18 protein-coding genes are annotated in these 26,117 nt (G+C 57.5%); 10 read left to right on the forward strand and 8 right to left on the reverse strand.

Annotation, left to right across the window (positions count from 1 at the left end; translation table 11 throughout):
- Positions 1 to 87 precede the first annotated feature (87 nt).
- Genes HS103_17970 through HS103_17980 form a run of 3 tightly spaced genes read left to right on the forward strand, consistent with a single transcriptional unit; the run spans position 88 to position 3,617 of the window.
- A complete protein-coding gene (locus HS103_17970; GenBank protein MBE7514682.1) occupies positions 88 to 837 on the forward strand; it encodes a VWA domain-containing protein in 750 nt (249 codons plus the stop codon).
- 11 nt (positions 838 to 848) lie between these two features.
- Entirely contained in the window at positions 849 to 2,075 is a 1,227-nt protein-coding gene (locus HS103_17975; protein ID MBE7514683.1) for a protein phosphatase 2C domain-containing protein, read from the forward strand.
- 18 nt (positions 2,076 to 2,093) lie between these two features.
- Positions 2,094 to 3,617, forward strand: coding sequence for a hypothetical protein (locus tag HS103_17980; protein ID MBE7514684.1), 1,524 nt, complete (start codon positions 2,094 to 2,096; stop codon positions 3,615 to 3,617).
- On the opposite strand, the gene HS103_17985 is transcribed toward HS103_17980, so the two are convergent.
- The gene (locus tag HS103_17985; protein MBE7514685.1) at positions 3,614 to 4,063 is read right to left on the reverse strand and encodes a hypothetical protein; all 450 of its coding nucleotides are present in this window, start codon (positions 4,061 to 4,063) and stop codon (positions 3,614 to 3,616) included. The two genes, HS103_17980 and HS103_17985, sit on opposite strands and share 4 nt — an antisense overlap.
- A gap of 136 nt (positions 4,064 to 4,199) precedes the next feature.
- Between HS103_17985 and HS103_17990 the strand changes: the two genes are divergently transcribed.
- Both HS103_17990 and HS103_17995 read left to right on the forward strand, forming a co-directional pair.
- The gene (locus HS103_17990; GenBank protein ID MBE7514686.1) at positions 4,200 to 5,906 is read left to right on the forward strand and encodes an Hsp70 family protein; all 1,707 of its coding nucleotides are present in this window, start codon (positions 4,200 to 4,202) and stop codon (positions 5,904 to 5,906) included.
- 58 nt (positions 5,907 to 5,964) lie between these two features.
- A complete protein-coding gene (locus HS103_17995) occupies positions 5,965 to 7,374 on the forward strand; it encodes an aspartate aminotransferase family protein (GenBank protein ID MBE7514687.1) in 1,410 nt (469 codons plus the stop codon).
- Here the strand turns inward: HS103_17995 and HS103_18000 are convergent.
- The 5 genes from HS103_18000 to HS103_18020 form a co-directional block, all read right to left on the reverse strand.
- Positions 7,364 to 8,173, reverse strand: a complete 810-nt coding sequence (locus HS103_18000; GenBank protein MBE7514688.1) for a hypothetical protein — start codon at positions 8,171 to 8,173, stop codon at positions 7,364 to 7,366. The two genes, HS103_17995 and HS103_18000, sit on opposite strands and share 11 nt — an antisense overlap.
- 65 nt (positions 8,174 to 8,238) lie before the next feature.
- Entirely contained in the window at positions 8,239 to 8,937 is a 699-nt protein-coding gene (locus tag HS103_18005; protein MBE7514689.1) for a hypothetical protein, read from the reverse strand.
- On the reverse strand, positions 8,934 to 11,483 hold the full coding sequence (locus tag HS103_18010) for an SMC family ATPase (protein MBE7514690.1): 2,550 nt from the start codon (positions 11,481 to 11,483) through the stop codon (positions 8,934 to 8,936). Before HS103_18010 ends, HS103_18005 begins: the two co-directional genes overlap by 4 nt.
- A gap of 422 nt (positions 11,484 to 11,905) precedes the next feature.
- Positions 11,906 to 12,700 (reverse strand): hypothetical protein, encoded by a 795-nt coding sequence (locus tag HS103_18015; protein MBE7514691.1) that lies wholly within the window; start codon positions 12,698 to 12,700, stop codon positions 11,906 to 11,908.
- 6 nt (positions 12,701 to 12,706) lie between these two features.
- Positions 12,707 to 14,899, reverse strand: a complete 2,193-nt coding sequence (locus HS103_18020) for a protein kinase (protein ID MBE7514692.1) — start codon at positions 14,897 to 14,899, stop codon at positions 12,707 to 12,709.
- A gap of 130 nt (positions 14,900 to 15,029) precedes the next feature.
- Here HS103_18020 and HS103_18025 point away from each other — a divergent pair, with 130 nt between their 5' ends.
- The 4 genes from HS103_18025 (at position 15,030) to sucD (ending at position 19,869) form a co-directional block, all read left to right on the forward strand.
- Positions 15,030 to 16,727: a GMC family oxidoreductase gene (locus HS103_18025; protein MBE7514693.1), complete on the forward strand. Its 1,698-nt coding sequence runs from the start codon at positions 15,030 to 15,032 to the stop codon at positions 16,725 to 16,727.
- Between the two features lie 202 nt (positions 16,728 to 16,929).
- On the forward strand, positions 16,930 to 17,643 hold the full coding sequence (locus tag HS103_18030; protein ID MBE7514694.1) for a metallophosphoesterase: 714 nt from the start codon (positions 16,930 to 16,932) through the stop codon (positions 17,641 to 17,643).
- A 180-nt stretch (positions 17,644 to 17,823) separates the two neighbouring features.
- A complete protein-coding gene (gene sucC, locus HS103_18035; protein ID MBE7514695.1) occupies positions 17,824 to 18,969 on the forward strand; it encodes an ADP-forming succinate--CoA ligase subunit beta in 1,146 nt (381 codons plus the stop codon).
- 18 nt (positions 18,970 to 18,987) lie between these two features.
- The gene (gene sucD / locus HS103_18040; GenBank protein ID MBE7514696.1) at positions 18,988 to 19,869 is read left to right on the forward strand and encodes a succinate--CoA ligase subunit alpha; all 882 of its coding nucleotides are present in this window, start codon (positions 18,988 to 18,990) and stop codon (positions 19,867 to 19,869) included.
- A gap of 51 nt (positions 19,870 to 19,920) precedes the next feature.
- Here the strand turns inward: sucD and HS103_18045 are convergent, their stop codons facing one another.
- A complete protein-coding gene (locus HS103_18045) occupies positions 19,921 to 20,781 on the reverse strand; it encodes an RNA polymerase sigma-70 factor (GenBank protein ID MBE7514697.1) in 861 nt (286 codons plus the stop codon).
- Positions 20,778 to 21,932 carry an FAD-dependent oxidoreductase gene (locus HS103_18050; GenBank protein MBE7514698.1) on the reverse strand — a complete coding sequence of 385 codons (1,155 nt, stop codon included), beginning with the start codon at positions 21,930 to 21,932 and terminating at the stop codon, positions 20,778 to 20,780. Before HS103_18050 ends, HS103_18045 begins: the two co-directional genes overlap by 4 nt.
- Before the next feature lie 207 nt (positions 21,933 to 22,139).
- Between HS103_18050 and HS103_18055 the strand changes: the two genes are divergently transcribed.
- A complete protein-coding gene (locus tag HS103_18055; GenBank protein MBE7514699.1) occupies positions 22,140 to 25,952 on the forward strand; it encodes a tetratricopeptide repeat protein in 3,813 nt (1,270 codons plus the stop codon).
- Positions 25,953 to 26,117 lie beyond the last annotated feature (165 nt).

Genomic DNA, 26,117 nt, shown 5'->3' on the forward strand with positions numbered 1-26,117 from the left:
CTTCGTTCGCCAAACGCTCTGTTCTGAAGTACGATCCCCACCATCGAAAAAATACCGACACACGCGCACGTATTTGGAGACGTAAGCATGACCTATTCTGCGGTGGCGACCTCAACAACGCCAGTGTTAATCATCTACCTTCTGGACATCAGCGGCTCTATGAGCCAAATGTTGGGCGATAAACGCCGCGTTGAGATTGTCTCGGACGCCCTTCAGGAAATCGCCACAGAGATGGTCGCCCGCTCAACAAAAGGGGAGATTGTGGCACCCCGCTATCGCTTGGCGATCTATGCCTACGAATCGCAAGTTCATGACATTCTCGGCGGGATCAAAACCATTGATCAATTCGTCCGTGACGGCGTTCCCGAATTTGCCCCGCGTGGCAGCACAAACTCCGCCGCAGCTTTCCTTGCTGCTGAGCAGCTTCTTCTCCAAGAACTCCCTTATATGTCTACCCACCCTGCCCCTCTCATTTGCCACATGACGGACGGCGAATATCAGGGCGATGACCCCACCCCCATCGTCCAGCGCATCATGGGTTTAGGGACAAACGACGGAAACGTGTTGGTCGAAAATATCTTTATTTCCGACAAAATCCTGAAAACCCCCGTTGATGACGCCTTCACATGGGCAGGCGTCACCAGTGAAGCCGACCTTGCCAGCGACTACGCCCGCGCCCTGTTGCGGATGAGTTCTCCTCTCCCCGATAGCTATCGCGGCGAGATGCAAGAGTTTGGCTACACCCTGAACAGCGCTGCCCCGATGATGTTTCCGGCGCAGACAAAAGACTTGATCCGTATGGCGTTCACCATGTCCGGCGCAACGCCGGTTGCCTGATCTGCCCCACCATGATCGTTACCATCAACCAAGACGGGGATACCCCTACCCGCCACGAACCATGTGCCATAGGAACGCTAACCTATCTTTATGATCGCTCGCGTGATTCACGGGCGGGCGGCGCTCCCGGACAAGATTTCATCGCCTTCGACGGTGGTGAGGATTGGCTTGCCTTTGCCCTCTGTGATGGCGTCAGCCAGTCTTTCTATGGTGATATTGCCGCCCGCTATTTAGGGGAACACCTTGTGGCATGGTTGGCAGCCGATCATAACCCAGAGTTTTTTTCTGCTGCGCTCAATGCTGCTCTCGCCACGTGGACACCAGATGCCTCGGCGCTGGTTGCGGCGAAACCGATACCCGAATCTCTCCCCCCTATGGTGCGGGATGCTCTCGAACGGAAACGAACGAATGGCAGCGAGGCGATGTTTGTCTGCGGGCGGGTCGATCACCGCTTGGGTTTGCTGTTTCTGGGGTGGATGGGTGATATGCGCCTCACCCTTTGGGATGAGCAGCAGCAGCCTATTGATCTTCCTGACCCCGTATGGGAAACCCGCGAACGATGGTCTACACGCTTGGGGGCGAAAAATGGAACGGCACATAGTGCGGTGCTGCCCCTTTCCGGCATTGGACGCATCCTCGCCTACAGTGATGGCGTGGGGAGTGATGCGCAAACACTTCATCATCTGCCCGTTGATGAATGGAACGACCTCGCTGCACACCGCCGTACACTTCCCACCAGTGATGATCTATCCATCTTTGCCCTCACCTTCACCCCGCTCACACTGTCCGATCCCTTGCCCGCGCCGATTCTTTCCCAACCAGAGCCGGATGAACCTGCCCTTCGTTGGACGGCGATCCCCGCTGCGGGGTGGTATCGGCTTGCCTTTGAGCGGGATGGGCGCCGCCTTCGCACGCTGGATACCTCTGCCGCACAGGCAACAAGCGCGATTCTTCCAACAGAACTTCTCGTAGAGGGGGCGATCATCTGCCGTGTGCAGGCGTTAGCCATGGGTCACGCGGCGGGCTTGTGGAGCGATCCTATCCCTGTGTATCGTTCCGAGCAGATGCTGATGAGTTCACCGCCAAGCCCCACGCCGCCGCCTTCCAGACCAACGTTGGTTGTCAGTGGCTATCGACCTCTTACCTCCGGGGACTTTCAGACGAGCGCTATCAGCCTTGTGGCGGCGCTCCTCGCTGTTGCCCTTGCTGTCGGCTATATCGCGCTCACGACGCGCTAAAGAGAGAGGTTCTGCGGCATGAGTCTTGCTCAGGTGCGCGTTGAAGCCGGTCAAATATTCACCATTGATAACGTGGTCTATCGCGTTGCCTCCCATCCGGCGCTGCCCGGTTTGCCCTATGTACAGCGCGGTGCGCGGGGGTTTGTCATTCAACTTCGGCGCAGTGGTGACAACGAACGAACGGCGCTGAAATACTTCAAACTGAAATACCGCGTCCCTAATCTGGTAGCCATTACCGAGGCACTCCGCCGTTACGCCGACCTACCCGGCTTACGTGCCGCCCGCCGGACAATCTTCACCCGAACGGGCTATCCCGGACTCTTGGACACCTACCCCGCCCTTGAATATGGCGTTCTCATGCCCTGGCTGCCGGGCGTCACATGGTACGATATTGTCTCCCGCAAAGAGGCGCTCTCAAAGGATGCCGCGCTGCGCTTGGGACGTGGTGTGGCGTATGTCCTCAGTAGTTTGGAAGGGCACGGGCTGGCGCATGGCGATATTGCTGGGGCAAATGTCATTGTCGATAAACAAAGCGGCGGGATCGAACTCGTTGATATTGAGGAACTCTACGGGGCAGATTTGCCCCGCCCGGTGGAAGCCCCCGGCGGGCAAGATGGCTACCAACACCACGATGGGCGTTCCGGCGGGCAGTGGCGTCCCGAAGGGGATCGTTTTGGGGCGGCGGTCTTGATCAGCGAGATGTTGGGATGGGCAGTTCCCCGCATCCGTCAAAATAGCGCCGATGAGCATTACTTCGCCGCTTCCGAAATGGGCGCTCCTGATAGCTTGCGCTTTCGCCTTTTGGCAGAGGCGCTTCACGCCGAGTATGGGGCGGCTGTCGCTGAACTCTTTCGCACAGCATGGGGCAGCCCCACCCTTGCTGCTTGCCCACCGCTTGCCGCATGGAAAGCCGCATTGGAATCCTTACAGGAAGGCGTTGAGGGCAAACTGCCCACCGCCGCTCTCACCTCGCCTGCCAACCAAGAATCCCCCCCACCTACGACCTCTCCCACCCTTGATGCAGTGATCACCCGCCGTCGGGAGATCAAGGTACAAATTCCTCTCACCCAGTTTCGTGAAGGGGAAACCGCGTCTCCCCCACCCTTAGAGGCATCCCTTACCCCTGCCCCCACCACCAGCGCCCCCCCTCCAGCAGAACGGCTGAACCTAGAGGGAAAAAAACTATGTCGAAACTGCGGTGCGGCAAACAACGCGGGCGAGTCCTTTTGCGCCCGCTGTGGCTTTTACATTGGTACGGGGATGCGCAAGGCGATTCCCTATACCCATCGCGGTGCATCGCAAACAGGTGGGAAAACAACTGTCCCTGCCAACCAAGCTCCCTCACCGCCACGTCCGATTACTATCAACCGTAACCTAGATCAGATTATCTCGGGACGGCGGATCGGCGCGGATGGGCGACGTGTCGAGATGAACCAACCCAACGAGTCGCCAATTGAGGGGAATTTCGGGCAGTATATCGTCTTGGCGCTCATTATTGGGGCGGTGCTGACAATCCTTCTGTTGGCGGTGGGAGCGCGTTAAGAATCGGGCGTGGAGGGCGGTTCATCATGATCGCCCATCAGGGTGTAAATGATCACGCCAAACGAGGCGATAGCAAACCCAACGAACATCCCGACCAGTTGGTATGTTCCCACCAGCGGACGCTGGATAGTGGCAATTGGCGGGTGCGAGCCAAAGCCTAAGACATCTGCCAAGCCCGTCGCCGCCGAGATCAAAAGTCCAGTCAGGCTCAGGCGGACAGCAATCCGTTGGGCAAGCGTGTTTTTCTGATTCAGGTAATACGTCACTTTGACATAGATGTACGCTCCGCCGATCAGCCCCCCAAAGCCAGCAAGGATCGCCAGCGCCTGAAGAACGCCAATGCCCCTTGCTGCTTCCAACCCCATCACGCCGGGGAAAAAGCCCGTCAGGGCAACCACCGCGCCGAGGAGAATGACCATAATGCCCAGTTGGGAAGGCTTACCCACATCTCACCCCAATTCCTTACCGCGTGTCGCAGATTGTACCCTATCTGCACCCTATCCCTTGCTCTGACCCTCACCGCTTCGTACAATCTATCTCTCATTCAGCGTGGGACAATGGCAAGTGGAGGCATACCCCCCTGTGACGATCATTGGCATTGATTTGGGAACAACCTTTTCGGCAGCAAGTGTAGTCTACAACGGCGCACCCGTCCTTCTTCCCGATGGCGATGAGCGAATCATCCCTTCCGTTGTGGGCATGTCGCCAACTGGCGACTGGTTGGTTGGCACAACGGCGCTCAACCAATATGCGCTCTACCCAGAACGCACGGTGCGCTCGGTGAAGCGCCTGATGGGGACACATCAGGTGATCACCGTTGGCGATTATGACCTTCAACCCGAAGAAATTTCTGCTCTCATTCTGCGTGAGATCAAGCGCATTGCCGAAATGAACCTTGAAACGACGATCAGCCAAGCGGTGATCACCGTCCCTGCCTATTTCAACAATGCCCAACGTCAGGCGACGACCACCGCCGGTGGGCTTGCCGGCTTAGAGGTCGTGCGCATTTTGAATGAGCCAACGGCGGCGGCACTTGCCTTTGGGTTGGCAAACCAAACGACACAAACAGCCCTCGTCTACGACCTCGGCGGGGGGACATTTGATGTCTCATTAGTCGAGATTATGGATGGGGTGATCGATGTCCGCGCCAGCCATGGCGATACGCAGCTTGGCGGCGACGATTTCGACGCCCGCCTAGTAGATTATCTTGCCAGTATCTTTTCTGAGCAGCACGGCGTTGATCTGCGCGGCGATCTGCGGGCGATGGCACGCTTGCGACGGGCGGCAGAAATGGCAAAGATCGACCTGAGCAGCCGCCAATTTACATGGGTGCGCGAGGAATACCTTGCCGAAAAACGCGGTGTTCCCCTTCACTTAGAAGTTGAAATCGGGCGTGAGCAGTTCGTCGCCCTCATCCAAGATTTGCTCTTGCGCACGACAGAATCGATTGATCGTGTTCTTGATGATGGTGAGATCGATACCCCTGATACCGTTCTTTTGGTCGGCGGCAGCACCTACATCCCCGCCGTTTGGGAGATTGTCGCGGAGCATGTCGGGGTTGCCCCTCGTCAGGATGTCCCTCCCTCCGAGGCGGTGGCGTTGGGCGCTGGCGTGCAAGGGGCAATCATCGAGGGGCAGCCCATTGATGCCATTTTAGTGGACGTGACGCCGCACAGCTTGGGCGTGGCAGTGGTCAACTTCACCTACACGGGCGAACCTATCCCCGACAGCTACCGCGTGTTGATCCGCCGTAACAGCACAATTCCTGTCACGGTGGAGGAGGTTTTTGCCACTGTTTCCGATGGGCAAACAAGCGTCCAGATCGAAGTCTATCAGGGCGATGATCCGGTTGCCTCGCAAAACACCCCCCTCGGTGAATTCACCTTTGCGGGCTTGGAACAGAGTGACGAGGACGATGATGTGATCCAGTTCCCCGTCCAGTTCAGCCTTGATCTAAACGGTATTCTGCAAGTGACAGCAACAGACCGCCTTACCGGACGGCAGGCAGGGATCACCGTCCGCACGAACCATCGGGCAATGACCCAAGCCGAACTTCAAGAGGCGGCGGGACGGCTGCCATTGACCGTTGAGGATCAAGAAGATGCTGATATCCTGCTCTTGAATGATCACGCCAAAGACTTGTTGGCGCGGGCTGAGGCAAAATATGCCCAAATACAAAGCGCCTCTCTCTATGAAGTGGCAACCTCTCTCCAAGAGGCGTTAGATGCCGGGGATGATACGGAAATCCTCCGTCTAACAGAGATTTTGACGGCGTTGGTCGAAGGGTAATCGGGGGCAGCAATTCGTCTCTTTATCTTGTTGAACATAATCCGAAAGCGGTCCTGCTATGCCTGCAAATCACCTTCAGCACGATCACACTGCCCTGCGTGATCTCCTTCTTCAGACGCTTGATCTCGCCTACGACTACCTCTCTGGGATTGCTGAGCGTCCCTCGGCTGCGCTCCATGAACCTGCCGAAACACTCCCTCTCCCCGACGAGGGGCTTGGTGCAGCAGCGGCGTTGGTGCGCTTTGCCGAGCGCTATGCCCCGCACATGGCGGCAAACAACGGTGGGCGCTACCTGGGCTTTGTCACCGGTGGCACAACACCTGCCGCCATCATGGGCGATTGGCTGGTGAGCGCCTACGATACGAATGTTGCCAATAACGGGACAAGCGTCGCCCCCTACCTCGAACGCGAGACGATCCGCTTGCTGTGCAGCCTGTTTGGGCTGCCGGATGCCTTCAGTGGTGTGTTTGTCACCGGCGCGACAATCTCGAACATGGTTGGATTGGCATTGGGGCGCGAATGGGCGGCACAGCAGCAGGGGCGAAATGTCACTGCCAATGGTCTGTACGGCATGACCCCCACCTCGGTGATCAGCGGTGAACCGCACAGCAGCATTTTCAAAGCGCTCTCTATGCTTGGCATGGGGCGATCCTCGGTGATCCGCGCCGCCCAACAGCCCGAACGCGAGGCGGTGGTGGTGGAGGATATACGGGTGCGGCTGGCGGCATTGAACGGCACTCCGGCAATTGTGGTCGCCAATGGGGGAACGGTGAACACCGTCGATTTTGACGATATAAAGGGCATCGCCGCGCTTAAGACGGAATTCCCCTTCTGGCTGCACGTCGATGCTGCCTTTGGCGGGTTTGCCGCCTGTTCGCCGCACTATGCTTCCCGTCTTGAGGGATGGGAATTGGCTGATTCGATCACCGTTGATGCCCACAAATGGCTGAATGTCCCCTATGATGCGGCGATGATCTTCACCCCTCACCGCGATCTTCAATTACAAGTCTTTCAAAACAGCGCCGCCTACCTCGGTGAGATCAGCGACCCGCCTGATTTCTTCCACCTGACGCCGGAAAATTCACGGCGTTTTCGGGCGCTTCCGGCGTGGTTCACCTTGATGGCATATGGGCGGGCGGGCTACCAGAGGATTGTTGAGGAAAACTGCGCAGCGGCGACATCCCTCGCCGCTGAAATTGAGCGATCCGACGGCTTTCGCTTGCTTGCTCCAGCGCGGATGAATGTTGTTTGCTTCACATTGGCTGATACTGCTGGCGCACCCACAAAGGCGGTAGTGGGGGCATTTTTAGGGCGGCTGGCAGCGGGGGGACGGGCGTTTCTCACCCCCACCACCTATCAGGGAATAGCAGGGATGCGTGCCGCCTTCAGCAATTGGCGGACAACCCTTTCCGATGTGGCGATTGTTTGGGAGGCGCTTCAGCGCAGCCTCCGCGACGTTAGCGAATGACGAAGGGCAGGCGTGGACTTTCTGCTGTCCCTCCGCTTGCCGATTGCGCGGTGAAGGTGACGAAGTAATTCCCCGGCGTCATTTCCAGCGTCCCAGGCTCTACATAGAAATGAACACACATGGTGTCCCCAGCTTCGGGTGTTGTCCAATCATAGCGCTGCTGGAAACCCTCATCGTTCGTCCAATTTGTGCTAAAAACCGTCCCGCTTTGGAAGTTGCGGGCAATGGCAACCACATAGATTTGCTGACTCGTCGTCAGAAAGTTGTTTGTGGCGTTCACCGCACAGCCGTTGTTATCAATGCCCAATGCAAGGGTGATTCCTTCCAGCGCCAAGCCCGTCGCAGAACGAACAGAGGGTGGCGTGCCAACGGGCGCGATTCCTGCTGGTGTAGGAAAGGGGGTGAAGGTAGGGATGCTGGAAAAACCGCCTCCGCCAGGGTTAGAAATGGCGGGCGTGGCAAATGGCGCAGCCCCTGACGATGCAGGTGGGGTATTGACCGCCCCCCCCGTGATTGGCGGGGGCGCCCCGCCGCTGTTAAGGCGCAGAGTCAGATTACGCACTTCCTGACGAGTGCGCTCCAAATCCGTCTGAAGGGTTGCCATGCGGGTAGTATATTGAGCGGCAACCGCTGTCGCCGTTGGGTCCATGCTCTCATAAAAAGCGATAGTTGCCCGCAGCGATTCATTGTTGCTCTGCAAGACGCTATCCGCCGGAGATTGTCCCCCTCCGCAGGCGGCAAGACTCAGCAACGCAAACACGCCAAAAAGGAAACGGGTGAGGTAGGGCATCGGTATCATAATGATCTATCTTGCCAGAGAGCCGCACGAGAATCAATGGGGCGAGGGCGCTTCTCATGGAGTCTTTACTCCCCTATCTCAAGACTGAGATCATAAAGGTCTCGCGTCTCCCAACCAGAGAGGGCAGCCACTGCTTTCGCCGCCGCCCGACGGGATTCCCCCTTTGCTAAATGATGGTGGAGCGCCCCCACAACCTGATCCGCCGTCCACCGCTGTGGGGCTAAATCGGGCGCTCCCTCAATGATCAACATTGCACCGCTGATGATCCGCCGTCCCCCAAAAAACGCCCCAGCAGCTGCCACAAGCGCTTCCCGATCTACCTCCGTTGCCCCTTTTGGAAACCCATAAACGAGTGTTCGTCGTTCATCCTTGTGGCGTGCAAAGCGCGTCGTCGCCGTTTCGGAGGTGAGTATCCCACCTACCAAAAAACTATCGGTGGGCAAGCCGGAGGCGACGACCTCTGTAATCACCGCCGCCCCACCGGGCAAGGGGATCACCGCCATTCCTGCCTGCAATGCCCTGTTTACCAGCGCCGCCACACCGGATACATGTCTGATCCACAGCAGGGCATCGCCCGCTAAGGCAGAGGTATCAAAGGCGCTGAGCGGCTGGATGGTCGTCTTCACCCCGATTGCCTCACACAGGCGCTGCGCTTGCGCCTGATCCTCGGCAAAAATGACCGCCACTTCCCCTATATGGCGGCGGGCGCGAAAGGTCAAATCATCGGGATCGTCACCCAAAACGGGCAGCAGGTAGAGCGTCATCGGAGGACAACCTCTGACCCCTGATCGTGCTTGCGCACCTCGATCTGTGCGGGGAACATCTCACGAAGATCGTCCAGATGGGTAACGACGAGGATCAGATCAAATTTATCCTGAATGGCGCGGATCGCCTCGACAAGGCGTTCGCGCCCGACGGCATCCTGAGAGCCAAAGCCTTCATCCATGATCAGCGTTTCTAGGCGTGCGCCCGCCCGCCGCGCCAAAAACTGGCTGAGCGCCACACGTAAGGCAAAGTTGATGCGGAACGCCTCCCCACCGCTGTAGAGATCATAATTGCGTGAGCCAAGCTCATCGCTAATGGTGATCTCCAGCGTTTCCACCGTATCCCCCTTTTGGGTGGGGCGTTGGAAATCGAATTTGATGTGCATCCGGTTATCCGTCATGCGCCCCAAAAGCTCATTTGTCAGCAGTTCCAATTCGGGGATCGCCGCTTCCATGAGCATCGTTGGGACGCCCTTCTTGCCAAACGCCAAGCGCACGGTTTCGCACAGCGCCCGCTCGCGGGTAAGCCGTTCGCGCTCCGTTTCCAATTCAGCCCGCCGCTTTTTTGCCATTTCAATTGCGCTTAGGGCTTGACGCGCCGCCACCAAATCGTCACGGGCGGACGTGCGGGCGCGGCGGGCATCCTCGTAGTGCTGGCGGCGAAGACTTGCCTCCTCACTTAAAACACGGGCGGCGTTCATCACCTCTTGGAGTGGGGCGATCTTTGCCTTTTCCGCCTCATAGTCAGCAGAATGCCTTGCCCATATCGCCTCATATTCAGCGATCTCGCGCTCCACATCGGGGACATCCCCTTGTGCTTGTTCCAGCGCCGCCCAACGTCTCTCAAAGGGGGCATAGGTGGTCAGAGATCTGCGGATTTCCTGATGAATGGCGGCGTCATAGGCAAGCTCGGCAATCTGTTCATCGAGGGCGGCAATTTCTAGGCGGTTTTCTTGGGCAAAGTTTCCCGTCTCTAGGTAGGTTTCTAGTTCCTCCATCTCGATGGTCAGGCGGTCTAGTTCCGCCAGCGCTTCGCCCGTCTTTGCCACCTTCATCAACAACTCGCCTTCTTGCTTGTGGAGTGCCTCGGCGGTTTTCAACGCCTTCTCCACGACCTTAACTTCGGCAGCGGTTTGCTTCGCAGCTTTTTCTAGATCGCCCAGATGTTTTTTGTTAGCGTCAATCTGGGCGCTGCACGCCTTCCCTGCCCGCTCATACTCATCACGCAGTTCCAGCCGACGAGGTTCACTGAGCGGCTCGCCACAGACAGGGCATATCGCTTCCCCCTCAATGCTGACTGCCTGCCATTTGATTCGCAACTCACCGCGCTGCGTTTCGAGGGCTTTGTTTTGTTCGGTCAGGGTGGCGCTTTCTTCGGCAAGTTCGCGCTCTCTGAGCGTGAGCGCGGCGCGTTCCTCATGCCGTATTGCCACTTCCGCCAGTGCCTCTCGAACGGCGGTTAGGTCGTTCTCTAGCGCAGGAATGCTCTCCACCGCAGCGCGGCGCTTACCAATCTCTTGCCGCCGCGTCCGCGCCCCATCCTCCAGTGTTTTTTTTGCATAGTTTAGGGCATTCAGGGCGCTCGCCCGCTTCCGATCTAAGTCTTGATAGGCGCTCTGGCGCTCGTGGTAATCAACATCAGCCGCCCGCGCCTCCAAAAGGGTTTTATAGCCCTCAGTAATCGCTTCTGCTTCGCTAAGCGTCTCGCTTAACGTGTCGTAGCGTCTTTGCGCACGATCAAGCTGCCCCCGAAGTGTCGTCATCTGCGTTTCTAAGGTGGCAATGGCGCGTCTGGCTGTTTCGTAGGCTTGTTTTTGTTGTTCATAGCGGAGCGGCGCTTCGGCAACGGTTTGCCAGTGGCGCTCTGCCGCTTGCTCAGCAAGGTCAGCCGCAGCAGAGACCGCCTCTGCCTGCGTGATTGTCACCCGCACATCCGCTTCGCGCCCTTCCTCAGCACGAAAATCAGCAATGCGGTGCTGAATCAGATCGATCTCATTGGTGATCGTATTGAGGCGGCTTTTCGTCCGTTCTTCGTAAATCTCCCACAGGTTTAAATCCAAGATATCTGACAGAAGTTCTTTACGTTTACCTGCGGTGGTGGAGGTGAAGGAATCTGCCTTTCCCTGACGCATAAAGGCGGAGTTGGTGAAGGTCTCGTAATTCAGGTGGAGAAGTGTCTCAATCTGCCGCCCTGTATCGGCAGTTGATCCCCCACTGATGGGCATCCACTGGCTCTGTTTCCAACTGTATAGGGTGATCTCGGTGCGGCTGGTCTTTCCCTTTTTCAGCTTTCGTGCAACGCGGTAAAGCTGTCCATCATGGCGAAAGTCTAAAGTGACCGCCATTTCATCGCAGCCCATACGGATCAGGCTGGCGTCACTCGTTCGTGCCTTGCCCCACAGCGCCCATGTGAGCGCATCCAACAAGGACGATTTTCCCGCGCCATTCGGTCCGCTGAGGCAGGCGACGTGAATCCCTTCAAAAAGGATTGGTTGGGGCGTTTTATAGGCGAGAAAGTTTTTGATCTCTAACCGTAATGGGCGCATGGGGAGGTGATTATCTCTCACAGGGATCCGGTGGGGAGAGTGTACCGCATGGCTTGCCCCTGAAAACAGGATAAGGGGGCATTCTTGTAGGGCATATTTGCAAACGCCCTACAAATGATTAACTCACCTTACGCACAGACCCTCACCCCCTAACCCCCTCTCCCGCCACGCGGGAGAGGGGGAATGCACTTTTTTGAGGGGGAAGCCCCCTCAAACTGCCCCTTTCGACGAATACGGGGTGAACAAACCCAACTGCGTAAGGTGAGTGATTAAGTACCTATCCGTAAATTATCGATAGCGATTAGGGCAAACCCTCACAACCCTTTTGTTGATGCCATTCAGGGAAAGATGCGGTGTTTGCCAAAGGTATCTTTCTCAGCACTGCCTTGATTACACGCCAAACCCGAATTTGCAGATAGGCTCTAAGGATAAAACCCCAGATGGTGGAGAATCTGCCTAGCGGTGGAAAGCACCTGAAGTCCAGAATGATTTCCGCTAGAAGGCGCTGGCACTATGGCAGCGCGAAGCGTCGGTGTGGGCGTCCCTGTTGGGGTGGCGGTGGGCGTGATCGTTGGTGTCGGCGTGGGGGTTGCCGTATGGGTTGCTATGGGTACGTTGGTGAGCGCTTTGCTGGTGACTAGGGCGTTTGCGGTCAGCGTCAGCGCTGTGTTTTGTATAGGGGTCATAGCAAGCGCCGTCTGCGAGGCAGAGGGCGTCCCTTGCGTGATTGGGGCATTGCCATTAAACCGAAAATAGACCACCGCTGCGCACACGCCAATGACAATCAGGTAAAGTGGGCTGAACGCCACCCCGCCTTTTCGTCTACCCACTGCGCTTTGCGCCGGAGGCTGGATCGCCCCATACAAAACGCGCTCCCTCAGAAGGCGTACTTGCCACTGGTTTTCTCTGCCAAAACGGTCTTGAAGGGCATCCAAAACCTTCAGCGGCGCGTCAGGGCTTATCTCGCGGATCAGACCGTCTAGCACGCGGGTGGTGAAGGTTTCCGTGTCCGCCTCAGATGCCATTTCCGCGATAAATGGCGCATCGGCAAGATAAGCGGGGAAGTTCGTCACAATCAGGTCACGGAGATCGTGGCGTTCATACTCTGTTTGGCACAAGGGGCTGATCAGCGCCACCCACCGGCGCTGACTCTCTGCATCCCAATATCGTTTCTCTTGCCCATCGCCCCCCGGTAGCGAGCGTTGAAGATCGCCCATCGTTTCCTACCTTGCCGGTGTCGGCGTTGGCACAACCACACAGCGAGGATCGGCAGTAACCTCATCAAACAAGACATATCCTACCGCCCCAAGCGCCGTGACCCGCCACCAACGTGTACCGTCCTCGGCATCGATAAGCATATCGGCGGCGACGGGATCGTTCTGTGGCATGATGCGGATGGCGCTCCGGCGGAGGCTTGGACCCGCCCGCACCTGAACGCTGATGTCCGTTGTCGAAACGGTGCAGAAAGGAGTCGGAGTCATCGTTGGGGTGATTGGCGTCGGGGTTGGTGTGTAGACGATCCCGCACGTCTCACCGAGGATCACCTCCCGATCATCGACCCATGCCGTCTCCCCATCGGGATAGAACACGCGCCACCAGCGCTCCCCATTTTCCTCAAAAATCTCCACCACTGATACGGGCTGTGTCCGCAGTACACGGACGACGGTGCTTTGGGTGTTGGGACGTGAGCGCACCTTCGCATCAAAGCCCTTCGCCGTCACAGTGCAGGGCGCATTGGCGGCAACCCCTTCAGCAATCTTGGTCGCAAAATTTGGCGTGTTGGTCGCCGTCAGGGTGAACGTTGGAGAGGGCGTGTTCGTCACCGTCGGTGTAGCGGTGGGCGTGTGGGTTGCCGTCGCCGTGAAGGTTGCGGTGAAGGTGTTTGTAGGTGTCGCCGTGAAGGTTGGGGTAAAGGTTGTCGTGAGCGTGTTTGTGGGTATCGCCGTCGCCGTAAAGGTCAGCGTTGGTGATGGGGTAAAGGTGGCGGTGGGTGTGAACGTTTTCGTGAACGAGGCAACGGCGTTCGCCGTCGCCACCTCAGCGGTTGCTGTATCCTGCTGCTGGACGAGTGCCACTGCTGTTGCCCGCAAGTTGGGCGTTGGTGTCTTGGTGAACGACGCCACAGCGTTCGCCGTCTGGGTGACGCGCTCCGTCAGGATGAGTACCGCTTGCGTCAGCGGCGGTGGTTCATCGGTTGGGCTGGCGGTGACGGTTGCCGAGGCGGTGTTCGTGAGACTGGGTGTGATCGATGGTGCGTCCGTCGTCGCCGCCGCGAGGGCAGCAGCCGTAGGAGTCAGGCTGACTGTCGCGCTCCGATTTAGGGCGAGAATGGCAACCACCACCACCAGAACGCCCACCACCCCCACGAGCGCGGGGATAAGCCACCCCCGCTGCTTCGCTTGGGGTTCTTCGCCAGGCTTGAATAGTGAGGTTGGCGTGCCAGAGGGGGTGCTGCCACCCCCTTCCCCAATAACCGTTGACGCCCGCCCCATGGTGCTTGCGCCAACAGTGGGCATCGTCCCCGTAGCCCGCTCCAAAGGGACATCAATTAAGGTGACAATGGGCGGCGATGTTGTGTCGGAGAGGAACGTCCCTTCGAGAGCATCCTCGAACGCCTTTGCCAAGTCCCCGGCAGAGGCGTAGCGCTGCGCGGGGTCTTTCGCCATTGCCGTGCTGACGGCATGAGAAACCGCCACAGAAAACTTTTCCCGCAGTTCTGCCAGGGGTGGCGGCTCGTTCACATGCTTGTGCATCAACACAAAGGCAGTGTCGGCATCAAAGGGCAAGCGCCCCAAGAGCATTTCGTAGAGGATTGTCCCTAGTGCGTAAATATCCGTGCGGGCATCAACAGGATCGCCCCGCCACTGCTCCGGCGCCATGTAATAGGGCGTTCCCATAATCGCCCCCGCCTTCGTCGCCGTTGCCGCTTGGTTAGAACTGACGATCTTGGCGATCCCAAAATCAGTTAGGAAGGCATTTCCACCTTCGTCCAACATGACATTTTGGGGCTTCAGGTCGCGGTGAATGATCCCCCGACGGTGGGCATAATCAAGCGCCGAGGTAATCTGATTCAGGAGCGCTTTCACCTTCTTTGGTGGAATTGCCCCTGCGCTGATTTTATCGGCAAGCGAGCCACCCGTGAGCAGTTCCATGACGAGGTAAACCATCCCCTCGTGCTTGCCGTAATCGAACACTTTCAAAATATGGGCATGACTCAGCGAGGCAATCGTCTCTACCTCACGCTCAAAGCGTTTTGTGAATTCCGTGTCGCCCGCGTGCTGCTGCGTGATCACCTTGATCGCCACATCACGCTTCATCGTCGTTTGGCGGGCGCGGTAGACTGTTGCCATCCCCCCCTGCCCTAACGGGGAGATAATCTCGTAATTGCCGAGGTGCTGCCCAATCAAATCCGCCATGGTGCGTCGTTTCTCGCTGTTTTAGACCCTGATAGCCCACTGCCCGATTGTAGCGCAAAACGCAGAATGCGTTTATGATCTGTGTTATCAAATAGTCGTTTGATTGTGTTGTTTGAAGGATTTTTCCCCTATGTCTACGACCACCCCCGCCTCTGCCACCACCGCTGACGCCCTTGATTACGTCATTATTGGTTCAGGTTTCGGCGGGAGCATCTCCGCCATGCGCCTGACGAAGAAGGGCTATCGCGTCCTCGTCTTGGAACGCGGCAAGCGCTACCGCGATCAGGACTTTGCCAAGTCGAATTGGCGGGTGAACAAATACCTATGGTCGCCTGCCTTGCGCTGTTTTGGCATTTTGCAGATCAGCATTTTTCGCCATGTCTTGGTCTTGCACGGGACGGGCGTCGGCGGCGGCAGTTTGGGCTACGCCAATGTCCTTATGGAGCCAGCCGATTCCCTGTTTGAAAACCCCTCGTGGCATCACCTTGCCAATTGGAAACAACTGCTCCGTCCCCATTATGACATGGCAAAACGGATGCTCGGCGTTGCCCAGAATCCACGCCTTTCCCCCGCCGACCATGTTCTACACGACGTGGCGAAGGAATTAGGGCGCGAGGGGACATTCCACCCCGTTCCGACGGGTGTTTACTTTGGGGAAAGCGGAAAAACCGCCCCCGATCCCTATTTTGGGGGTGAGGGTCCAGCCCGTGCAGGCTGCATCCACTGCGGGGGATGCATGGTCGGCTGCCAACACAATGCCAAGAATACGCTTGTGAAAAACTACCTTTATCTTGCCGAACGGTGGGGCGCAGAGGTCTGGGCAGAGACGGAAGTCCGCGATATACGCCCGCTCTCCGCCAACCAACCCGACGGCGCACGCTATGAAATTCATTATCGCCGCTCAACAAGTCTTCTTCCGGCGCGGGAAAAGCCCGTTCGGGCGAAAAATGTGATTCTTTCTGCTGGCGCTCTGGGGACAATGCGCCTGCTGTTTCGCTGCCGCGACCTGACGAAATCGCTCCCGAATATTTCCCACCATTTGGGAGATCGTGTCCGCACCAACAACGAATCCTTGCTTGGTGTGGTGAATCGGGGGCAAAAAACAGATTGGTCAACGGGGATTGCCATCACCTCCATTTTTCATGCCGATCCGGTGACAACCATTGAACCCGTCCGTTATCCGGCTGGCTCATCGCTGATGCGTTTCCTCGCCGCACCGCTGATCAAACCCGGCACCAGCACCCCTATCCGTATTCTGAAAACCTTTGGGGCGCTTTTTATTCGTCCGCTCGATTTTCTGAAGACCTATGTCCTGCCCGGTTGGGCGCGGCGGACAACGATCATCCTTGTTATGCAGACGGAAGATGCTCATATGAAAATGCGTTATGGGCGCGGTTTATTCACCGCCTTCCGGCGGAATCTGATCTCGCAGCCAGAGGGGAAAGGCGTCCCTCCCGCCATTGAGGTTGGGCATGAGGTGAATCGCCGTTTTGCCCACAAGACAAATGGCGTCCCGTTAGGGTCAATCAACGAGGGGCTGCTGAATATCCCCATGACGGCGCATATTTTAGGTGGTGTCCCCTTTGGGAAAACCCCCCAAGAGGGCGTGATCGACTTGAAGTGCGAGGTATTCAACTATCCGGGGCTGTATATCATCGATGGCTCCATCATGCCCGCCAATCCGGGCGTGAATCCGAGCCTAACGATTGCGGCGCTGGCAGAATATGCGATGAGCCACGTCCCCGTAAAAGCGGGAAAAACTGAAATTCCCCTGATCACCGATATTCCGGCGGAGGCGGTGATCCCCCTCGCCGCCGCCGAACGCTAAGTGAAGGTCACGAAGGCGTGTACCAGCTTCTCCTAGTGGGAGAAGGGGGAATCCATTTTAAGGGGCTTCCCCCTCAAACTTTCCCTTTCGATGAATACAGGGTAAACACGTTCAACTGCGTAAGTCCTATGCTTTATCAGACCTCGTGTGTGTGGTGTATAATGCCTCAAAATCAATGGCACGCTCCAGATACGGTGTTCTCTTGACGAAATTTTGGGCTATCGCTGATACGCACCTCTCCTTTGGGAAACCACGCGACATGCTCCGTTTTGGCGAAAAGTGGATGAACCATGAGGCACGCCTTGCCGATGCCTGGCGCAGACTGATCCATGCCGACGATGTTGTCCTCCTCCCCGGTGATATTTCGTGGGCGCAGTCGATCTCTCATGTCCTCCCCGATCTCCAATGGCTGACGATGCTCCCCGGAAAAAAAGTCCTTGTGCGGGGCAACCATGATCATTGGTGGGATAGCGGGGCAAAAGCACGGCACGCCGCTGAGCCGTTGGGGTTTCACCTCTTAGAAGGTGATGCTTTGATCATCGGTGGGGTCGTCCTCTGTGGGGCGATGGGTCATCTTGCCCCTAATGATCCCTACTACCGCAAAGACGAGAAAAAAGATCGCTATACGCGGGAACTGCTCCGCTTAGAGTCCGCGTTCAAAGCAGCAGAGGCATTGCGCCAGCCCAACCAACCGTTGATCGCTATGTCGCACTACCCGCCGCTCACCTCCGATGGGCAACGCACTGGATATACCGAGTTAATCAGCCACTACAAACCGACGTATTTCCTCTATGGGCATCTCCACCATGACAAAGAATGGGAGATCGCTGTTCAGGGCGAGTTTGAGGGGGTTCACTATGCCCTTGTCGCCGCCGATTACTTGGCAATGACGCCTCGTCTGATTATGGAGGTATGAGCGCCACGTTTCCGCCATTGCTCACCCATGCAGTAGAAAAATCAGTTAAAATCATGCGGGGACAAACATCCCTACACCCACATCACCTAGAATCGTTGGGACGACTGGATAGGTCGCCCCGCCCCTGTCGTCTCAGCGAAGCGCGGGGTAGAGCAAGATCGCACAGCAAGGAGACCTTTCGTGGATTTATTTGAATATCAAGGGAAACAGTATTTCGCCAAATACGGGATTCCCGTCTCGCCCGGCAAAGCCGCCGATACCATAGAAGATGCCGTTAGCGCGGCGGAATCATTGGGCTATCCCGTTGTAGTGAAGGCACAAGTACAAGTAGGCGGGCGCGGCAAAGCTGGTGGCATCAAACTGGCGAACAATGCCGAGGAAACACGCACCCATGCCACAAATATCTTGAACATGGATATTAAAGGGCATATCGTCCGCCGTGTATGGATCGAGAAAGCATCCGACATTAAAAAAGAGTATTACGCCTCTTTTACGTTGGATCGCAGCGCGAAGAAATATTTGGGAATGCTCTCGGCAAAGGGCGGTATAGACATTGAACAAGTTGCCGCCGAAGACCCCGCTGCCATTGCCCGCATTTATGTTGATCCGGTGATCGGTTTGACCCCAGAGACGTGCCGCGCTTGGGTAGAGGCGGCTCACTTAGACGCCGAAGCGCACGACGGCGCGGTGGATATTCTACTCAAACTCTACACCTGTTATACCAAAGGCGACGCCGATCTTGTTGAGATCAATCCCCTGATCCTCACCCCCGCTGGCAAGGTTCACGCCCTTGATGCAAAGGTTTCGCTCGATGACAGCGCGGCGGAACGTCACCCCGAATGGGACGAATACCGAGGCTTGGAACAGCTTGACGAACGCGAAAAGCTGGCGAAAGAAAAAGACCTTCAATACGTTGGGCTGGATGGGACAGTGGGGATCATCGCCAACGGTGCGGGGCTGGCAATGAGTACCGTCGATATTGTCAATCAGGTGGGCGGCAAGCCGGCGAACTTTCTCGATATTGGCGGTGGGGCGAACGCCCAGGTCATGGTGAACGCTCTCAATGTGATCAACACCGATCCGAAGGTGCAGGCGATCTTCATCAATATTTTCGGCGGGATCACCCGCTGCGATGAAGTAGCGCGGGGAATCATCGAAGCGATGGGACAGGTCACCCTTCGTGCGCCGATCATTGCCCGGTTGGACGGCACGAACGCCCAACAGGGACGCGAAATCTTGAAACAAAACGAGTCTGATCGCTTGATCATGATGCCGGACATGCTGAGCGCGGCAAAACGCGCTGTCGAATTGGCGGCAAAGAGCTAAGAAGGAATAGATAGAATCATGGCTATTTTCGTCAATGAAACCACCCGCGTTGTTGTGCAAGGGCTAACCGGCAGTCAGGGGCGCTTCTATGGCTTGCGCAACAAAGCCTATGGGACAAAAGTTGTCGCCGGAACAAACCCCAAAAAAGCTGGTACAGATGTGGAGGGTATTCCGATTCGCGCCACCGTCCGCGAGGCTGTTCAAATGGACGGCGCGAATGCCTCGTTCGTCATCGTCCCCGCGTTTGCAGCAAAGGCGTCTGTCTTAGAAGCGGCAGAAGCAGGAATCCCGTTCATCGTTTGCGTGACAGAGCATATCCCCGCCCATGATCAGGCAATGCTCTATAACGAACTCAAACACACCTACCCCAACTCCCGCCTCTTGGGTCCAAACTGCGCTGGCATCCTCAGCCCGGGCAAGTGCAATATCGGCTTTAACCCCACCGAAGTGAGCAAACCCGGCGGTCCCGTCGGGATCGTCAGCCGTTCGGGGACGCTTGCCTACCAAGCGCTCTACGAGCTAACACAAGCTGGTATTGGGCAGACAACCTGCGTTGGCATTGGCGGCGATCCGGTGCCGGGGATGAGTTTCATCGATGTCCTAAGCGCCTTTCAAGCCGACTCCGAAACCGAGGCAATCGTCATGATCGGGGAAATCGGCGGATCGGCAGAGGAAGAAGCGGCAGCCTTCATCAAGGCGAATGTCACCAAGCCTGTCGTTGCCTATATCGCCGGAGTTACCGCCCCCGCCGGCAAAAAGATGGGTCACGCCGGGGCGATTGTCTCTGGTGGAAAGGGGACGGCGAAGGCGAAGATGGAAGCGCTTACCGAAGCCGGCGTTTCTGTCGCTCTTAACCCAACAGAAATCGGCGGGCTGGTCAAAACCGTTCTCAAACGCTAACCCTCACACCTGTATCCCCCTTTGTCCATGGGGCAAAGGGGGATACAGGTTCTACAGGTGGCGCAATTTGTCAAGATTCAAGACGATGCGCACCACCTGAATTTTCGCCCCATCTGTCTCTAAAGAGATCACCGATTGGGCAGCGCCCCCTACCCGCAAGATCAATGCCGCTGTGCCATTGATCGTCCGCACCTCAAGCGTTGTCTCTGGCGAAATAAGCCGCCGCGAACTCACCAGCAAACGGGCAACGATCGCCGCCCCCACAATGGGTTTTGGTGAGGCGTGGACTTTCCCCCCGCCATCCGAGTATCCCACCGCGTCCTCTGCCAGCAGTGCCAGCAAGCCATCCATATCGCCCAGCGTCACCGCCGTGACAAACTTCGTCAAGATCGCTTGATGGGCGTCCGGGGCGGCATGGTAGCGGGGACGCTGCGCCATGACGTGTGCCTTTGCGCGGTGCAGCACTTGACGGCACGCTACCTCATCTTTCCCCACAAACACGGCGATCTCGGCGTAGCTGTAATCGAACACCTCATGGAGAAGGAATACTGCCCGTTCCACCGGAGATAACCGTTCAAGGATGAGCAAAAATGCCATCGAGATTGTCTCAGATTCACTCTCGGTAAGGTCATCGGGGGTGGGAAGCGGTTCGGGCAGCCACTCCCCTACATAAACCTCGCGCTGCGCCGCTGCCGATTTCAACCGATCCAAGCACAAATTCGTGACGATGCGCGTCAGATAGGCATCCGGCTCACGAATTGCCTCTAGGGAGGCAGTTTGGTAGCGGAGGTACGCCTCTTGGACAATATCCTCCGCCTCCATGACACTGCTCAGCATCCGGTAGGCAATCCCAAACAAGCGGCGGCGCTGTCGCTCGAACGCATCGGTTCGGGCGTCTGGGGCATCACTCATACTGGACTCCATGTCAGTTCTGTTGGTTCTTCTGTCGGTTCGGGCTGCGCAGAAGGCAGCGTCGCCCGCAGCCATTGGTACGCTCCGGGAAAGCGGCGTTCCACCCGCAGCGCTGCAGTCGTGAAACGGCACACCGCCTCTTTAATCAGCGCAGCCACCCGTCCGGTGAGAATCCGCTCACGAGGGGTATCATCCGCCCGCGTCAGTTGGATCAAGCCCGCTCGCCGCCCGAGGCTGATGTTCTGTCCCGGATAGGCAAAGCGGAAGGGACGTTCATTGCCCATCCTTCGTAAGATATTTGAGGCAGCGTGCGCTCCCATCGGCATCGCCGTGACACAGCCCATTCGAATGCCGTCCAGCGCGGCGCTATCGCCAACGGCAAAAATGGCGCGGTGGGAGATTGAGCGCAGTGTTGAATCAACGCGCACTTGCCCACGCTCATTCACAGCAATACCCGCCTCCCGTGCCAGCGTTGGGACGGTGAACGCCCCCGCCCACAGAAGATGATCATAACCGATTCTCCCCTCCTCAGTCAGCACCTCATCGGCTGTCACGCGGGTTACGCCTGTATGCTCGCGGAGGGTGATTCCCAACCGCTGGAACACAGCGCGTAGGTAGGCGCGTCCCTTTTCGGAAAGTCCTTCGCCAACGACGCCGCGAGTCAGCAGGGTAACGTTGATCGCTGGAAACGCCTCGGCAAATTCCGCCGCCGCCTCAATCCCCGTCAACCCGCCGCCACAGATCACCAAAGATCCTCCTTGCCGAAGGGCTGTATTCAGCCGTCCAAGGTGATCGCTATCTAAGGTGTAGGCATACTGGCGCACCCCCGGCACGCTATTTCGATCTGTGCTGCTCCCTAAGGCATAGATCAGCGTCTCATAGGAAAACATCCCCTCCGTCGTTGTCAGCCGCTGGGCGTTGGGGTCAATGCCCGTCACACCTGCCTGAAGGAAACGCACACCCGTCCCCCGCAGAAATGCGGCAATAGGGTAGGTGCGCCTCTCGCCCGCCGCCATCTCATGAAAACGAACCCGCTCGCCAAAGGTTGCCTCGCGGCTGATCAGTGTGACTTCTGCCTTGCGCTGTAAGCGAAGCGCAGCAAGAATCCCCGCGTAGCCCCCGCCTAGAATAGTTACCTGCTGCATGGTCATTTCTCCCCTGAACAACGTGAATGGTGTCTCTAGAAAAGAATGACGAGGCGGCGATGCGTTTTGTGACAGCCTACATCTTGTTCGCAGGTTTTCCCTATCCTCTCCTGACCCTATCCCAATGATGGTTGCGCAAATCCGGCGCCTGCGCCATAATGCCCCCCACGCAATATGCGATAACCATCCGATTAGTGAAGCGGTGGGGAAACGATGGCGACGACAAACCTTCGTGCCTATCTTGGCGAATTGAACAGCCTTCTTGAACAAGAAGCGCTGGAGGAAGTGATCGGTCACTGCCGCCATATTTTGCAGCACTTCCCCAAAAATGTAGAGACCTACCGTATCTTAGGGCAGGCACTTCTTGCACGGGGGCGCAACGACGAGGCTGTAGAGGTTTTTCAGCGCGTCCTCGGCGCTATCCCAGACGACCTGATCGGGACGTTTGGGATGAGCCGCGCCAACGAACACCGCGATCCAAACGCCGCCCTCTGGTATATGGCGCGGACGCTTGATCAAGAACCCCATAACGACACCTTTCGGGAGGAACTGCGGGCACTTCTTGCCTCACGGGATGGCGACCTTCCCGAATCAATCCCGCTCACACGGGGGGCGCTGGCACGCCTTTATCTGCGCGGCGGGATGTACACAAACGCCATAGCCGAACTGATCAGTGCCTATAACGAGTCGCCCCAACGTGCAGATTTGGGCGTCCTCTTGGCGCAAGCACAGTGGGTGAGTGGCGATATGGTTGGTGCGGGCGAGACGGCGCTCCGTCTTTTAGAAACGAATCCCGACTGCCTAGAGGGAAATAAAATCTTTGCCGCCTATTGGATCAGGCTAGGACGCCCCTCTGACGCCGCACCGTTTGTCTCTCGTCTGGAGCGACTTGATCCCTTCGCGGCTTGGGAGGCTGTTCACGGGGAGGGCGCGTCCCCACCGGAAAACGCTTTTAGCCTGCCCCGCCTTGTCTGGGATGCCCGTGCCGCTGCCCAAATGGCAACCGATGTCCCCGATTGGGTGTCCAGCATTGGCGAGGTGTTCGAGGCACCGGAATTATTCTCGCCAAGCACTGGCATTGGCGGAAATACCCCCTTTAACACCGATGCCAGTGGGACATTTACGATGCCCGTTGGGACGAAAGACCCGCTTGGTACAGGGTCGCTCCGCAAGCGCACGGGTATCACCGATATGTTCAACACCCCTACCGAAGAGGCTGCCTCTGGCGAAGCGCCGGATTGGTTTAAAGACATTGCCGAGGATACAGGGATGGGAACACCCCCTCTACCGCTCTCCGGCGGGGCGACCTGGCTAGACGAAGATGACGATTTGCCTAATTTGTCTTTTGATGCTGCGCCTAGCACCGCCGATCTAGGCGGCGCGGCATGGCTGGCAGACGATGACAATGGCTTTCCCAATCTCACCCTTGATGCCGCCCCTAGCACCGCTGATTTAGGCGGCGCAGCGTGGTTGGCAGACGATGACGCCAGCGAGGACGTTCCCGCCGTTGATCCGTTGGCATGGCTGCAAACTGGGCAACTCACCGATCCTGATGCCACCTCCACATCGCTCACCGCAGCGGAAGAAGACGAACCCGCCCTTGATTCGTTGGCATGGCTGCAAACTGGACAACTCACCGATCCTGATGCCACCTCCGCACCGCTCACCGCAGCGGAAGAAGACGAACCCGCCCTTGATTCGTTGGCATGGCTGCAAACTGGGCAACTCATCGATCCCGATACGCTGCCGCGGTCTGCTCAACCCATTGCCGCTGAAGAACCTGATGGCTTGGATGTTGGCTGGCTACTTGGGGAACAGCCCTCCCCTAGTGCCGAATTGTTCCCAAATGCGGCTGATGCCTTAGCCACATTTGATGTTCAGTCCGCCGAGTCCGCCCTTGACGCGCCAATGACCTTCGAGCGTGAAGGGGATATGCCAGAGGACGAACTTGCCCTAGACTTCAGCTTCCAAAGCCTTGAACTGCCTGCCATGCCCGCCCCATCCGCCCCTGAACTTAGTGGGGAGTTCGATTTTAATGCTGATCTCGCCCCTGATTGGCTCAGCAGCGAGACGCCCTCCAACGATTTCACCGAACTCGGCACAGCGCTTGACACCCTCAGCCTCTCTGAGACTCTCTCCGACAAAGGCGAAACCGCCCCTGCTGCCGAGGGCGACTTAGCGTTTGATTGGCTCAGCGGTGGCTTGGATTTACCCGACACCCCTACGTCAGCGCTCTCCTCGGCGGAAAGCACCGAGGATGATACGCTGCTAACCGCAGACGCCCTGGCGCGAGATTGGTTGGGTGATGATGCCACCAGCCTTAGTACATCGGTGGTGCTTCCCGCTGCTACCGCACCCGATGATCTAGACTGGCTGGCTGCCGATTTACCGCCCTTACCAACGACGCCCCCCATGCTGGAACGTTCCCCTGAGCTTAATTTTGAGGCGGAGTCCCTGCTGGAAGTGGGAAGCGAAAGGCTGGACATTGACTTATCCATTTTGGAAGGCTTTGCTCCCGATATAGCCCCGCCCGATGCCGCGCCCGATCCAATGGCGTGGTTTCAGCAGTTCCAAGCGACGGGCGAAGTACCTTCGGCGCCGCTCTTGGGAGAAGAAGGGGACGAAGCCGCCGCCGAAAGCGCTCCGGCGGCGGCTCTTGGTGTTGATTTTGACTCGCCGGAGGAGGCGCTCAACTTCCTGCTTAGTGATTCCCCCGCTGAAGAATCATCTGAGGAACGGCGCGAAGCCTCTGAAGCAGACGTGCTGGCATGGTTGCAAACGGAAAACACCGCTCCCTCTGGCGACCCGCTCGCTGCCCTGACGTTGGAACGTGAATTTGGGATCACCACGCCGCCGCCTGCCGAAGCCCCACCCTCTGCCGGATTGGATTGGCTGAACACTACTCCTGCTGCCCAACCCCAAGCCGATTGGCTGCAATCAATGCCCGCTGCCGCGCCTGCCGCGTCTACCAGTACCGATCTTGATGAATTTGCCATCCTGTTTGAAGCGAATTTGCCCGCCTTTAGCCCTCCTGATGATGCTCAATCTGCCGCGATCACTCCGCCTATGGAGATAGATTGGTTGGCGAAAGCGCAAGGGGGAGAAGGCGGACAACCAACGCCCGTCTTGGGAACGCCCCTGAACGAAACTCCCGCCGATTTCGGAGACTCGCTGGACTTGGGCGGCGGTCTGACAATCACCCCTCCCGAAACGCCGGCTGAACCAACCCGGGATGACAGTGAACTTCCGCTGTACAAACGCAAGGTGACGGCAGCCCTCCCGACCATGATCACGACACCGCTCAGCCCGCCTCAGGAATCGAATGAGGCAAGCCCCTCGTGGCTGACGGGCGATCTCTTTGGTGAGCCTGCCGCTGCGACAGACACAGATGGCGAGGATTGGCGTGCTGGCGCAGAGGCGCAGTTTGAAAACCTGATTCAAGCCACATCTGAGCGCGTGAACCAGCCGCTTGATACCGGCGAATTGATCGCTTCCGATGCGGCACTCCTCAGCGGCGATCAACCCTCGTGGCTGACTGATTTTGGCGAAGCAGTTCAGGACACCCTAGATACCGCGCCTTCACCAGCGTCTATTGCCATGGAGTCCGTTGCGGAGTCCTCCTTTGATTTGGGGTCACTCTTTGGCGAGGGTGGTTTCACCGGAACAACCAGCGACTCAGCAGATGCCTCTCAACCCGTTGATCTATCGGAAGCGCTGGATGCTTACAGAACACAGGATGCCGAGACAGAGATTGCCCCGGCGGAGGGGATGCCCGATTGGTTGCAACAGGCGCGGATTGGCGGTGAGCCTGATTTCCTGCCCGGCGCAGCGGGTGATTCACTCTCTGGTTTAGAGGCGCTCGATTTTGGCAGCTTGGAAACCTTCGAGGCAAGCGCTGATCCCTTTGCCGCCCCTACTGGCGCTGAGACAAACCAACCGCCGCCAGCCAACGAAGGTGGAACAGAAGGGGACGGCAGTGACTTTACCTTCACGAAACTGCCTGCATGGAAACGTAAAAAGAAGTGAGGTGCAGAGACCTCCGTATAGAGTACTTGCCCTGAGCCTGACTAAGACCCACCATGTGAAGGGCAAGTTCGGTGTACTTCCTAGAAGTGCGCTACAATAGGGTTTAGGAATTTTTTTTGGTCGCTTTTAGGTGTTCATAGTCTCAGACGCGGGCAGATGGCGCAC

This window comes from Anaerolineales bacterium (genome assembly GCA_015075625.1).
Classification (GTDB): domain Bacteria; phylum Chloroflexota; class Anaerolineae; order Aggregatilineales; family UBA2796; genus UBA2796.